Origin of the sequence: Stenotrophomonas sp. SrG, assembly GCF_050031795.1 — a bacterium.
In the GTDB taxonomy this organism is placed as follows: Bacteria; Pseudomonadota; Gammaproteobacteria; order Xanthomonadales; family Xanthomonadaceae; genus Stenotrophomonas; species Stenotrophomonas rhizophila_A.
Map to the genome: position 1 here is coordinate 67951 of NZ_JBNBBE010000009.1, position 13009 is coordinate 80959.

At 67.5% G+C, this 13009-nt stretch carries 8 protein-coding genes; 5 read left to right on the top strand and 3 right to left on the bottom strand.

The annotated features are described in order from the left end of the window. The first annotated feature begins 13 nt into the window (after window positions 1–13). On the top strand, window positions 14–1714 hold the full coding sequence (gene ybaL, locus ACQG3P_RS10400) for a YbaL family putative K(+) efflux transporter (protein ID WP_068853771.1): 1701 nt from the start codon (window positions 14–16) through the stop codon (window positions 1712–1714). On the opposite strand, the gene ACQG3P_RS10405 is transcribed toward ybaL, so the two are convergent. Next, a complete protein-coding gene (locus ACQG3P_RS10405) occupies window positions 1711–2598 on the bottom strand; it encodes an AraC family transcriptional regulator (RefSeq protein WP_426804987.1) in 888 nt (295 codons plus the stop codon). The genes ybaL and ACQG3P_RS10405 overlap by 4 nt on opposite strands. Window positions 2599–2876: 278 nt before the next feature. Between ACQG3P_RS10405 and ACQG3P_RS10410 the strand changes: the two genes are divergently transcribed. Further along, entirely contained in the window at window positions 2877–4781 is a 1905-nt protein-coding gene (locus ACQG3P_RS10410; protein WP_426804988.1) for a M28 family metallopeptidase, read from the top strand. A gap of 46 nt (window positions 4782–4827) precedes the next feature. Here the strand turns inward: ACQG3P_RS10410 and ACQG3P_RS10415 are convergent, their stop codons facing one another. After that, window positions 4828–6129, bottom strand: coding sequence for an O-acetylhomoserine aminocarboxypropyltransferase/cysteine synthase family protein (locus ACQG3P_RS10415; RefSeq protein WP_426804989.1), 1302 nt, complete (start codon window positions 6127–6129; stop codon window positions 4828–4830). Between the two features lie 211 nt (window positions 6130–6340). On the opposite strand from ACQG3P_RS10415, the gene ACQG3P_RS10420 reads away from it, so the two are divergent. From ACQG3P_RS10420 to ACQG3P_RS10430, 3 genes are all read left to right on the top strand, one after another. Further along, window positions 6341–8821 (top strand): M13 family metallopeptidase, encoded by a 2481-nt coding sequence (locus ACQG3P_RS10420; RefSeq protein ID WP_426804990.1) that lies wholly within the window; start codon window positions 6341–6343, stop codon window positions 8819–8821. Window positions 8822–8941: 120 nt separating this feature from the next. Further along, a complete protein-coding gene (locus tag ACQG3P_RS10425; protein ID WP_426804991.1) occupies window positions 8942–9556 on the top strand; it encodes a hypothetical protein in 615 nt (204 codons plus the stop codon). 13 nt (window positions 9557–9569) lie between these two features. Next, complete coding sequence (locus ACQG3P_RS10430) at window positions 9570–10187, top strand: hypothetical protein (RefSeq protein WP_426804992.1); 618 nt, start codon at window positions 9570–9572, stop codon at window positions 10185–10187. 52 nt (window positions 10188–10239) lie between these two features. Here the strand turns inward: ACQG3P_RS10430 and clpB are convergent, their stop codons facing one another. Next, a complete protein-coding gene (gene clpB, locus ACQG3P_RS10435; RefSeq protein ID WP_320457569.1) occupies window positions 10240–12825 on the bottom strand; it encodes an ATP-dependent chaperone ClpB in 2586 nt (861 codons plus the stop codon). Between the last annotated feature and the right edge of the window lie 184 nt (window positions 12826–13009).

Genomic DNA, 13009 nt, shown 5'->3' on the forward strand with positions numbered 1-13009 from the left:
GTTGCGAGCCCCGATGCACCATGACACCGACCTGATCAACATCGTCGCCGTTGGCCTTGGGCTCGCCTTCATCCTGGGTGCGCTGGCCAACAAGCTGCGTTTGTCTCCGCTGGTCGGTTACCTGGTTGCGGGCATCTGCGTAGGACCGTTCACTCCCGGCTTCGTCGCCGACCAGGCGTTGGCCAACCAGCTGGCCGAAATCGGCGTGATGCTGCTGATGTTCGGTGTCGGCCTGCACTTCTCATTGAAAGACCTGATGGCGGTCAAGGCGATCGCCATTCCCGGCGCGGTCGGCCAGATCCTGGTCGCCACCCTGCTGGGCTGGGGCCTTGCCTGGCTGATGGGCTGGCCGGTGATCCACGGCGTGGTGTTCGGCTTCGCGTTGGCCACCGCCAGTACCGTGGTACTGCTGCGCGCAATGGAAGAACGCCGCCTGCTGGAAACCCAGCGCGGCAAAATCGCGGTCGGCTGGCTGATCGTCGAAGATCTTGCCTGCGTGCTGGCCCTGGTGATGATGCCGGTGCTGGCCGGCGTGTTCGGCCCGGATGCCGCCAATGAAACCCACACCGTCGGCAGCGTGCTGGCCAGCATCGGCTGGACCTTCGTGCAGCTGGGCCTGTTCGTGGCGGTGATGCTGGTGGTCGGCCGGCGGGTCATTCCGTGGATCCTGGAGCGCATCGCCGGTACCGGCTCGCGCGAACTCTTCACCCTTGCGGTGCTGGCCATCGCACTGGGCGTGGCGTTCGGCTCGGCCATGCTGTTCGGCGTCTCCTTCGCATTGGGCGCGTTCTTCGCCGGCATGCTGCTCAACGAATCCGAACTCAGCCACAAGGCCGCCAACGATTCACTGCCGCTGCGCGATGCCTTCGCGGTGCTGTTCTTCGTCTCGGTGGGCATGCTGTTCAACCCGGCCATCCTGGTCGAACACCCGTGGCAGGTGCTGGCCACCGCCGCCATCATCATGTTCGGCAAGTCCGCCGCCGCGTTTTTCATCGTGCGTGCGTTCGGCCACCCCAACGGCACCGCGCTGACCATTTCGGCCAGCCTGGCGCAGATCGGCGAGTTCGCCTTCATCATCGCCGGCCTGGGCGTGAGCCTGAAGATCCTGCCGCCCACCGGCCAGGCACTGGTGCTGGCCGGCGCGCTGATCTCGATCATGCTCAACCCGCTGGTGTTCGGCCTGCTCGACCGCTGGCTGGTGAAACACCAGGAGACCCCCGCCGCCGCCGTGGAAACCGAATTGCCGCCCGGCCCCTCGCTGGACCTGCACGACCACGCCATCGTGATCGGCTACGGCCGGGTCGGCAGCGCGCTGGCGCAGGTGCTGCGTGACCGCGGCGTGCCGGTGCTGGTGATCGATGACAACAAGGAGCATGTGGCCGAAGCACACGCCGCCGGCCTGCCGGCGATCCGTGGCAGTGCCGCCTCCGACCGCGTGCTGGCCGAAGCCCATCCCGAACGCGCCAAGATCGCGGTGCTGGCCATTCCGCAGCCGCTGGAGGCGGGCGAAACCCTGGCCAAACTGCGCGCGCTCAACCCAGGCCTGACCCTGCTGGCGCGCGCGCACAGCGACGCCGAGGTCAAGCACCTGCTCGAACACGGCGCCGACGGCACGGTGATGGCCGAACGCGAACTGGCGTACTCGCTGGCCGAAATGGTCATGGCCACCCCGCCCTACCGCAACATCGGCAAGCACACCATTCCGGTGGTTTAACGGGCCGCCAGCGGCACGCAGATATCGGCGCGCAGGATCGCCTCGGGGACGTCCTCCGGGTCGTCCAGATAGTGGTAGTACAACGGCGCGTCGCGCAGCACGCGCCCGCTGTCGGGCAGCCACTGCCGCAGCAGCGCGTCGGTGGCGGCTTCAAGACCGGCGTAGCTGCCCACGTGGCGCAGCACCGCATGGTCGCCGCCGCCCAGCCGCAACACCCGCATCGGCGGCGGCGGTGCCGCCACATTCGTACCGAAGCCCATCGCGCAGTCGAATTCGCAGGCCCGCGCCGGCACGTCGCGATGATCGTTGAGGGCGATTCCGATCAATTGCTGAAGCTGGTCGGCCAGCCCTGCGCCCGCTGCCCAGGCGAACACACGGCCGAATGCCTGGTCCAGATCGTCGAACGCACCGCGGGTGCGCAGCGCCACCACGTCGAACGGTTCCAGGGTGAGCACCCGTACCTGCAGGGCAGGCTCGGCCGGCGCATTGTCCGCGGCCGGCAGCACCAGGCGCTGCTGGCACTGCGCGCGCAGCCGTGGATCATCGCGCAGCGCGCTGGGCGTCGCACCCAGCATCTGCCTGCAGATGCGTGCCAGCGCCTGTGGGCTCTCGTAGCCCGACTGCAGGGCCACGTCGGTCACCCGGCTGCCAGGCTTGCCCAGCAGGTGCAGGGCCTGCGCCAGGCGCAGGCGCAGCACGGTGCGCCCAGGGGTTTCGCCGGTCAGCGCGCGGTACAGCCGATGGAAGTGATAGGGCGACTGGTGCGCTATCGCCGCCAGTCCCTCCAGTTCGGGCAGAGGATCGCCCGCGCGCAGGCAGGCCTGCAGGTGGGCGATGACGCGGTCGATACCGTGGCGTTGATGGACCTGGACGAGGCGGCTCATGGCGGGCTCCTTGCGGGACAGGACTGCAGCGTGACCCGCCGCGCGCCGCAGCGCGTGTCGGATCTTGCGCACCTGAGGGCGGATCGTAGCGGTTCGCCGCCATTCAGTGTGATGGCGATCCGGTCTGTACTGAGCACCGCGTTGCGGAAGCCGGTGCGGTTCTGACAAACGCAACTACTCCCATGGGCAAGTCCGGCGCGCGCGTGCACTGTGCATCGCACCGGCGCCCCGCCACCTGCACCGCAGCGGCTACCGCGTCCCTCAACGAGGAGGTAGATATGCCGCTCGACATCCCGTTCGCACGCCACGCCCAGGGTCGCTTCGCCAATGAGGTCGCCCGTCACCTGCAGCCGCGCGGACTGCAGCCGCCACCGTCGTTGCGGCGAGGTCTCGAACCGTTGACCATCGGCAATCGCCAGCACTGGGTGCTCGCCGCACTGGCCCTGTCTTCGGCGATGAGCATGGGGCAGGTGCCCGCGCGTAGTGCCCGCCTGCCTTCCGGTAACCCGGCACCGTTGCCGGGCGCGGGTGCGCAGGGGGGCATCGACCACCAGGCCGTGCCGATGCTCGGCGATGCGCCAACGGCGCCCGTGGTCGCACTCGAACATATCGCCAATGGCGCCACGCTCGGCTGCATCGCTTCCCCCCGGCACTGTCCGCAGACGCTGGCCGCCAGCCTGCTGACCTACGGAGCGCTGACGGCCAGCACGATAGGAAGCGGTGTGTTGGGCTACGCATTGGGGCGTTCCACTGCGCCCGCAGACGGCACCGAAGCGTCTCGCGAGTCATCCCCGTCCCTGCCGCAGTCGCTGTATGCGCTGCTGCCGGACGAGCAGCGCATGCAGCTGCTGCAGATCGTCCGCGACTGCGGCACCGATGCGGCGGCCTGCACCGCCCCGGCGATCCGGTCGCTGCTGCAGGAACTCCCTGAAGCCACCCGTCGGCAGATCATGGTGACGCTGGGCGTGGCCCGCCATGCTGAAACGCACACGCATGGCGGCTGGCCCGCCGGTGCCGATGCGGCCGCACTGGCCCCCATGCTGTCGTGGGTGGATTGGGCAGCGGACCTGCTGGGCAGCGTGGTGAGCCCGGCGCAGGCGTGCTTCCAGTTGGATCTGGAGCAGATCGCGCAGGCCACACTGGATGCACAACAGCCGGGCATGACCGGTGCACAGCGCGAGGTGGCCGCCAACATCGCGCGTTTCGACACGCTTCGTGCGCTGTTCCGGCGCGACGGGCACACGCTGCAGCAGCTGCCGTTCTCCGGCAGCACCCGCGACTCCTTCGGCTTCGACCGGACCTATAACGGCTGCAATCTGATGCTGGAGTTTGCCGGCGCCGGCACCCCCCGACGCACGTTGATGGTGCTCGCCCATGGCGACATGACCGGCGCGCGCGAAGGCTCCAGCGGTGCCAGCGACAACGGCACCGGATTGGCTACGCTGCTGGCGCTGGCACGGAAGCTGGGCGCGGCAACGCTGCCCGACGGCGTTCGCGTCCAGCTGCTGGTGTCGGATCTGGAGGAGCACGGCATGCTCGGCGCCAAAGCCTTCGTCGAACGATGCCTGGCGCAGGCCGACTGCCCCGATGTGGCGCTCAACCTGGACATGACCGGGCGCGGCGACGGCATGACCTTGTCCGGCTCGGACCGCCACCACTTCTACATGGACGGAGATTCGCGTGCGCTGCAGCCACCGCCGGCTCCGGTCACCGCCGCCGAAGCGCAGCTGCGTGGGCTGCTCGAAGCGGCTGCCGGCGAGGTCGGGCTGACCGTGCATGACAGCGCGGGCTGGGTAATGCAGTCCGACCATGTTCCCTTCCAGCGCGACGGCGTGCCGGCGCTGGGAATGAACCTGGCCGATGCGGCCGACATCACCCTTGAACGCGACATGCAGCAGGCGCGTACACGGTTGTGGCTGGCCAATGCGGAGGTGGACTGGAGCCGGTTCGAGCACTACCTCAATGGCACCCTGGGACCGGATGAGACGCAGGCGATGGAAACGCGGATGGACGCCATGGAACACGCCATGCACACCTACAAGGCATTGCCGCTGTCACGTGCGATGGCCAACATCCACAACCGCCACGACCAGCTCGACCAGGTCGACCCGCGTCGCGCCATGGCCGCGCTCGCCGTGATCGAGAACGCCATCGACGCGTGGTTGCACGCGTCGGCGCCCTGATAAAAACCCACCCCGGCCGGCCCGCACCGGCCGGGGTGGTCCCGCCTCACGCCTTGGCCAGCGCCTGCTCCAGATCGGCCAGCAGGTCGTCCACGTGTTCGATGCCGATCGACAGCCGCACGGTGTCTTCGCTCACCCCGGCGCGTTCCAGTTCCGTCGCGTCCAGCTGGCGGTGCGTGGTCGATGCCGGATGGGTGGCCAGCGACTTGGCATCGCCCAGGTTCACCAACCGGGTAAACAGCTGCAGGGCATCCAGGAAGCGCGCACCCGCCGCGCGGCCGCCCGGCAGGCCGAAGGTCAGCACACCCGAGCCATGCCCGCGCAGGTAACGCTGCACCAGCGCGTGCTCGGGGTGGTCGGGTAGCGCTGCGTAGTTCACCCACGCCACCTTGGCGTGGTCCCGCAGGAAACCGGCAATGGCGAGCGCGTTGGCATTGATCCGGTCCAGCCGCAGCGCCAGCGTTTCGATGCCCTGCAGGATCAGGAAGGCATTGAACGGCGACAGCGCCGCGCCGGTATTGCGCAGCGGCACCACCCGGGCACGCCCGATGTAGGCCGCAGGACCCAGCGCCTCGGTATAGACCACGCCGTGGTAGCTCACGTCCGGCTCGTTGAGGCGGCGGAAGCGCTGCTTGTGTTCGGCCCACGGGAACCGGCCCGAATCCACGATCGCCCCGCCGACGCTGGTGCCGTGCCCGCCCAGGTATTTGGTCAGCGAGTGCACCACGATGTCCGCGCCGAAGTCGAACGAGCGCTGCAGGTACGGGGTGGCCACCGTGTTGTCGACGATCAGCGGCACTCCGTGCGCATGCGCGATGTCGGCCACCGCCTGGATGTCGGTGATGTTGCCGCGTGGGTTGCCGATGGATTCGACGAACACCGCCTTGGTGCGGTCATCGATGAGACCCGCGAACGCATCCGGATCGCGGTAATCGGCGAACCGCGTCTGGATGCCGAACTGCGGCAGGGTGTGCGCGAACAGGTTGTAGGTGCCGCCATACAACGCGCTCGACGCCACGATGTTGTCCCCCGCCTCGGCGATGGTCTGGATCGCATAGGTGATGGCCGCCTGCCCCGACGCCAGCGCCAGTGCGCCGATGCCGCCTTCCAGCGCCGCCAGGCGCTGCTCCAGCACGTCGGTGGTCGGGTTCATGATGCGCGTGTAGATGTTGCCCGGCACCTTCAGGTCGAACAGGTCCGCCGCGTGCTGGGTATCGTCGAATGCGTAGGCCACGGTCTGGTAGATCGGCACCGCCACCGCGCGCGTGGTCGGGTCCGGGCGATACCCGCCATGCACGGCGATGGTTTCCGCTTTCCACGGCGGCAGCGAGGTGTCCGGTTCCGACATCGTGAGGTCTCCGCGCACGGTGCGTGCGAACACGCACCATAGCCGAGCCCCACCGCGCCCTGTCATGCCGGTTGCTCATGAGTACCGTCGCTGTGGTGATGTGCAGGGTGCGTTTCGTACCACTCCTATGGGCGTTCTGCGCGCCCGTGGTCATGATCGCGCTCCGCCTGCGACGGCAGGCACCCGCACGACTGATAGTGGAGGTCACGCCATGCGTGCCGATGCCGTACAACAACACCGCCGCAGCGTGGGCGAATTTCATCGGTCGCTGCGCGGCCAACAGCCCGCGCAGGATCACGCCCGGCACCAGCGGTTCGGTAGCGCCCATCCACCGCTGCTGCGCGTGGGCAACGCGGGCGTGCTCACCCTCGCCGCGCTCTCCAGCCTGATCGTACCGGCGTCCGCGTCGGCCACGGCGCGCGCGGATTCGACGCCGCCGGTACGGCCGGCGCTGCTGCCTGGTGCGGGCGCGTCGCGGGGCGAGGCGTACCTGGCCGTGCCGGCGCAGGAGCCATTGAACGGAATTGCTTCAGCGACCGCTGCGGGCTGCCTGTCGCGACCCCGCCAGTGTCCGCAACTCCTCGCCGGTGCCGCCGTCACCGCGCTGGGCGGTGCGCTCGTCGGCGGGTGGTTGGGCTACCAGGCTGGCCACCGCGCAGCCCGGGACGAGTGCACTACCCGCTTCGCGGGTCTCCCTGCTGCCGACTCGCAGGTCCAGACGCCGGATACCGCCGATGGCCTGCCCGCGCCGCTGCGCTTCAACCCGGCTGACATCGACCCGGACCACCCGCCCTGCCAGTCGCTGTACGCACACATCAATTCCCGCTGGCATGCGACGGAGCAGCGGCCACCCGACCAGTCGCTGTGGAACATGCCGACGATGTTGCAGGAACGTTCGCTGGCGTTGCAGCGGCGGGTGGTGGAACAGGCCGCCAACCTGGACACGCCAACCCACGTGGAGAAGATCGTGGCCGATCTCTGGCGCACCGGCATGAACCAGCGCCAGATCAATGCCGACGGCATCGCACCGTTGCGGGCCGAGCTTGCGGCAATCGACGCCCTGCAGACGCCTGAGGCCATCGAGGCGCATCTGCACGCGCTCACGGCGGTCGGTCTCAACCCCGTGTTCGGGTTCGGCGTCGACCTGGACATGGACGCGCGCGACAGCCAGATCCCCTACGCCTTCCAGGGCGGCCTTGGGCTGCCGGACCGCAACTACTACCTGGACGCCGAACACGCGCAGGCCGCTCTCGCCTATCGCTCGCATGTCGCGCACGTGCTGCGCTTGGCCGGTGATGCGCCGGCCGAGGCCGAGCGACAGGCCGATGCGGTTCTCTCGCTGGAACGACGCCTTGCCAACGCATCAGCGCCGTGGGACGAGCTCAACGAGAACGTCACCAACTTCTATCATCCGCTGACAGTGCCGGAGGCGGATGCGCTCACCCCCGGGTTCCGCTGGAGTGCGTTGTTCCAGGCATTGGGGGTGGCCCCGCCGGACCGCTTTTCGCTGGCCACGCCCGCCTTCCACCAGGCGGTGGGCCGGGCGTTGACCAACGAAGAACCGGCCACCTGGCGCGCCTACCTGCGCTTCCATACCCTCGATTCGGCCAGCCCCTTCCTGGGCGACGACTTCGTCCGCGCCCACCATGCCTTCCACGCCAGGACCCTGCAGGGCCAGGATGCGATGCCGCCGCGCTGGAAGCAGGTCCTGGCCGCCATCGAACGCGTAGCCGGTGAAGCGCTGAGCGAGCTGTACGTGCCGGTCGCGCTGCCGGCGGAAACCCGGGGACGGGCGATCGCCCTGATCGAGCAGATCATGGCTGCGCTGAAGCGACGGCTGGCGGTGGTGCCGTGGATGGACCCCGAAACGCGCGCCACCGCGCTGCTCAAGGCCGATACGTTCCGGCCGCGCATCGGCCACCCCGAACGCTGGCCGGACTGGTCCGGGCTGCACACCGAGTCCTGCGGCTACCTGCGCAACCTGCGCGCGGCCACCGCGTTCGCCCAGCGCAACGAACTGGCTCGGTTGGGCGCGCCGGTGGACAGCGCGCGCTGGCGCATGACCGCGCAGACCGTGGACGCGTACCACGACGTGATGAACAACGACATCGCCTTCTCGGCGGCGCTGCTGCAACCGCCCTATTTCGACGTGGAGGCTGACGACGCGCTCAACTACGGCGCGATCGGTGCCGTCATTGGGCATGAGATTTCACACGCGTTCTCCGCCGAATCCAGCCAGTTCGGGCTGGACGGCAGCCTGCACGGTTGGTGGAGCGATGCCGACCGGCAGCGCGCTGCCGCGATCTCCGCGCAGCTTGCTGCGCAGTTCGACCAGCAGCAGGTGGACGGGCTGCCGCTCAATGGGCGGCTGACCGCCAATGAGAACCTGGCCGACCTGAGCGGCCTGGCGATCGCCTTGGACGCACTGGAATTCGCCCACCGCAACGAGACAGATCCCATGATCGACGGGCTCAGCCGCGAACAGCGCTTCTTCCTCAGCTGGGGCATGCTGTACCGGGAGATGCGGACCCGCGAACGCCTGCAGAGGGACGTGGAAACGGACGTGCACGCCTTCGGCCCCCCACGCGCGGACGTCGGCCCGGCCAACATGCCCGCCTACGCACACGCGTTCCAGTGCCAGCCCGGAGCCCCCATGACCCGCAACGCCTCGGAGCGGGTCGTTTACCTCTAACGCCTACTCACATTTCAAACTGCCAGCTGAACGTGCATACTCCGCGACGGTCGCCCGGGAAGCTTCCGGCGACGTCGCAGCAGGGGCGGGGTCCCTGCGATTGTCACCAAGGGACGGAACATGCGCTTTGCCTTACGCACACTGCTGGCGGCTGCGCTGCTGTCGGGCAGCTTCGCCTGCCTGGCCCAGACGGCCACCGGCACGCTGGTCATGGAAGTGGACAAGCTGCAATCGGAAGTACCGCTCAGCAAGGAACTGCAGGAACTGATCCGCACCGGCGGCGTGGACTGGGGCATCAAGGGCAACGAACTGGTGCTCACCGTCGTCGATACCCGGTACCTCGACTTCGACTACGGCTTCACCACCCGCTATGGGTACCGGCACGCGTTGCAGCTGCCGGTGGGTACCTACCGGATCACCGCCGTGAGCCGGGAACCCCGCCGCAGCTACAGCGAACAGCGGCTGCTGGACCGGGCGACCTTCGTGAACCGCAACGTGGCGTCTTTCACGATCGAAGCCGGCAAGACCGTCACCGTGCGGGTGGGGCCCGTGATCATGGATGAGGACGCCCTCAACCCGGCGGTATTCATCCCCACCCTGTTCGCCAGCGTGTCCAGCGCGGACGGCGACGCACCGGGCGGCGCAGCGCCCCGGCGTAAAGCAGTCACCCTGCGCGACAACAGCTCCACCGCCTGGCCGGATTACCGCGGCCCCATCAAGTTCATTCCACGCTGACCAAGGACGACATATGCGTTTTGCCATCCGTTTTGCATTGGCTTCGGTGCTGCTGCTGGGCAGCTTCACCAGCTCGGCCGAAACCGGTACCGGTACGCTGGTACTGGATCTCAAGCCGTTCCGTTCCGAAGTGGCACTCAAGCCCAAGATCGAATCGCAGCTCAAGACCGGCGGCATCGAGTGGGGGCTGCGTGATGGGCAGATGGTGGTCACCCTGCTCAACAAGCGCTTCGTCGATTTCGATGTGAACTACATGACCCGTTACGGCAGTACCCAGACGCTGCAGCTGCCTGCCGGCACCTACCGCCTGACCACGGTCGGGTTCGAACCGCACACCGGTTTCAGCGTGGAGAAAGTGCTGGCCAAGGGTGCCTACGTGAACCCGGACGTCCTGTCATTCACGGTGGAGGCCGGCAAGATCACCACGATGACCATGGAGCCGCTGATCGTCGACGAAGAGCGCACGCTGTTCGCCACCTTCTTCACTCCCACGCTGTTCACCACCGTGGCGGTGGAAGGCAGCGCTGACACCACGGCAGCGCCCGCCGAGCCGGTGGCGCTCAACGTGCGCGACGAGCGCTCCATCTCGTGGCCCGATTACAAGGGGCCGCTGAAGTTCGTCGCCAAGTAACGAAAAAAAGGCCCCGGGAAACCGGGGCCTTCTGTTTGGATCACATCGCCACTCAACCCTTGGCGAATGCCAGCCGGCCTTCGGCCGCATCCACCTGGATCACATCGCCGCCGACGAAGTCGCCGGACAGGATCTTCTGTGCCAAGGGGTTCTCCAGCTGCGCCTGGATCGCGCGCTTGAGCGGGCGGGCACCGTAGATCGGATCGAAGCCGACGTTGCCCAGCAGCTCGAACGCCGCATCGCTGACCTCGATGCGCAGGCCGCGTTCGGCCAGCCGCTTTTCCAGGCCCTGCATCTGGATGCGGGCGATCTGCTTGATCTGCACCTTGTCCAGCGGGTGGAACACCACGATGTCGTCCAGCCGGTTGATGAACTCCGGGCGGAAGTGCGCCTGCACCACGCCCATCACCGCCGCCTTCATCTGCGTGTAGGCCTCCGGACTGTCATCGCTGGACATGTCCTGGATCTGGTGCGAGCCCAGGTTGGAGGTCATCACGATGACGGTGTTGCGGAAGTCCACGGTGCGACCCTGGCCATCGGTGAGGCGGCCATCGTCCAGCACCTGCAGCAGGATGTTGAACACATCGGTGTGCGCCTTCTCCACTTCGTCGAGCAGGATCAGCGAGTACGGGCGACGACGCACGGCCTCGGTGAGGTAACCGCCTTCTTCGTAGCCCACATAACCCGGGGGCGCACCGATCAGCCGCGCCACGCTGTGCTTTTCCATGAACTCGCTCATGTCGATGCGGATCATGGCGTCGCTGCTGTCGAACAGGAACTCGGCCAGTGACTTGCACAGCTCGGTCTTGCCCACGCCGGTCGGGCCCAGGAACAGGAACGAGCCGCTCGGCCGGTTCGGGTCGGACAGGCCGGCACGCGAACGACGCACCGCATCGGAGACGACCTTGATCGCCTCTTCCTGGCCCACCACCCGCTCATGCAGCACGTCCTCCATGCGCAGCAGCTTGTCGCGCTCGCCTTCCAGCATGCGGTTGACCGGAATCCCGGTCCAGCGCGACACGACCTCGGCGATTTCTTCTGCGGTGACCCGATCCTGGACCAGTTTGAACTCGGTGTTCTCCGCTTCCTGCGCCGCGTGCAGCTGCTTTTCCAGCTGCGGCAGCTGGCCGTACTGCAGTTCGCTCATGCGGCCGAAGTCCTGGCGCCGCTGCGCCGCTTCCAGTTCCAGCTTCACCTGTTCGATCTGCTCCTTGATCTTGGTGGTGCCCTGCAGCGCCGCCTTCTCCGACTTCCAGATCTCGTCCAGGTCGGAGAACTCGCGCTCCAGCGCATCGATCTCGGTTTCCAGGTCGGCCAGACGCTGGCGCGAGGCGTCGTCCTTTTCCTTCTTCAGCATCTCGCGCTGGATCTTGAGCTGGATCAGGCGCCGTTCCAGGCGGTCCAGTTCTTCCGGCTTGGAGTCGATCTCCATGCGGATGCGCGAGGCCGCCTCGTCCATCAGGTCGATGGCCTTGTCCGGCAGCTGGCGGTCGGCGATATAACGGTGCGACAGCGTGGCCGCAGCCACGATCGCCGGGTCGGTGATCTCCACGCCGTGGTGCACAGCATACTTTTCCTTCAGCCCGCGCAGGATGGCGATGGTGTCTTCCACGCTGGGCTCGCCCACGAACACCTTCTGGAAGCGGCGCTCCAGTGCGGCATCCTTCTCGATGTACTTGCGGTACTCGTCCAGGGTGGTGGCACCCACGCAGTGCAGCTCGCCACGCGCCAGCGCCGGCTTGAGCATGTTGCCCGCGTCCATCGCGCCATCGGCCTTGCCCGCGCCGACCATGGTGTGCAGTTCGTCGATGAACAGGATGATCTGGCCTTCGCTCTTGGCCAGGTCATTCAGCACGCCCTTCAGGCGCTCTTCGAACTCACCGCGGAACTTGGCACCGGCGATCAGCGCGCCCATGTCCAGCGACAGCACGCGCTTGCCGCGAAGACCCTCGGGCACTTCGTCGTTGATGATGCGCTGGGCCAGCCCTTCCACGATGGCGGTCTTGCCCACGCCCGGTTCGCCGATCAGCACCGGGTTGTTCTTGGTGCGGCGCTGCAGGACCTGGATGGTGCGGCGGATTTCCTCGTCGCGCCCGATCACCGGGTCCAGCTTGCCGCTCTCGGCACGCGCGGTCAGGTCGATGGTGTACTTCTCCAGCGCCTGGCGCTGTTCTTCGGCATTTTCCGACTGCACGCTTTCGCCGCCACGAATCTTGTCGATGGCCGCGTCGATCTTGTTTTTGTCGGCACCGGCAGCGCGCAGCGCCATCCCCAGCGTGCCGCCATCGTCGAGCGCGGCCAGCACGAACCACTCGCTGGCGATGAACGCATCGCCATGCTCCTGGGCCAGTTTGTCGGTCTTGTTGAGCAGCCGGTTCAGGTCATTGCCGATCGACAGGTTGCCTTCCTGCCCGGAGACCTTCGGCAGCGCATCCAGTGCCTCGGTCAGGCGCTCGCGCAGCACCGGCACGTTGACCCCGGCCTGGGCCAGCAGCGGGCGCGTGCTGCCGCCCTGCTGGTCGAGCAGCGCAGTGAGCACGTGCACCGGTTCGATGATGTTGTGGTCGCGGCCCACGGCCAGCGACTGTGCGTCCGCCAGCGCCTGCTGGAAACGCGAGGTGAGTTTGTCCATCCGCATGGGGGAATCCTCGATATGTTGCCGCTGGCCGAGCCAGCACTATCTGACAGATGCGGTTATGCAGGCGTGTTTCAAGGGGGGATGAGAACGCATTCAGGCCCCGGACGACGTGGCAGCGACATCCCCATCACGCGTGCTTGGCGGCGCGGGCGGGAGGCTGGGCGCTCCTGTCGCGGAGCGTGCG

Bases quoted from the DNA above. Each gene is read 5' to 3' on its own strand.
- ybaL (WP_068853771.1), top strand. From the start codon at position 14: ATGCACCATGACACCGACCTGATCAACATCGTCGCCGTTGGCCTTGGG.
- ACQG3P_RS10405 (WP_426804987.1), bottom strand. From the start codon at position 2,598: ATGAGCCGCCTCGTCCAGGTCCATCAACGCCACGGTATCGACCGCGTC.
- ACQG3P_RS10410 (WP_426804988.1), top strand. From the start codon at position 2,877: ATGCCGCTCGACATCCCGTTCGCACGCCACGCCCAGGGTCGCTTCGCC.
- ACQG3P_RS10415 (WP_426804989.1), bottom strand. From the start codon at position 6,129: ATGTCGGAACCGGACACCTCGCTGCCGCCGTGGAAAGCGGAAACCATC.
- ACQG3P_RS10420 (WP_426804990.1), top strand. From the start codon at position 6,341: ATGCGTGCCGATGCCGTACAACAACACCGCCGCAGCGTGGGCGAATTT.
- ACQG3P_RS10425 (WP_426804991.1), top strand. From the start codon at position 8,942: ATGCGCTTTGCCTTACGCACACTGCTGGCGGCTGCGCTGCTGTCGGGC.
- ACQG3P_RS10430 (WP_426804992.1), top strand. From the start codon at position 9,570: ATGCGTTTTGCCATCCGTTTTGCATTGGCTTCGGTGCTGCTGCTGGGC.
- clpB (WP_320457569.1), bottom strand. From the start codon at position 12,825: ATGCGGATGGACAAACTCACCTCGCGTTTCCAGCAGGCGCTGGCGGAC.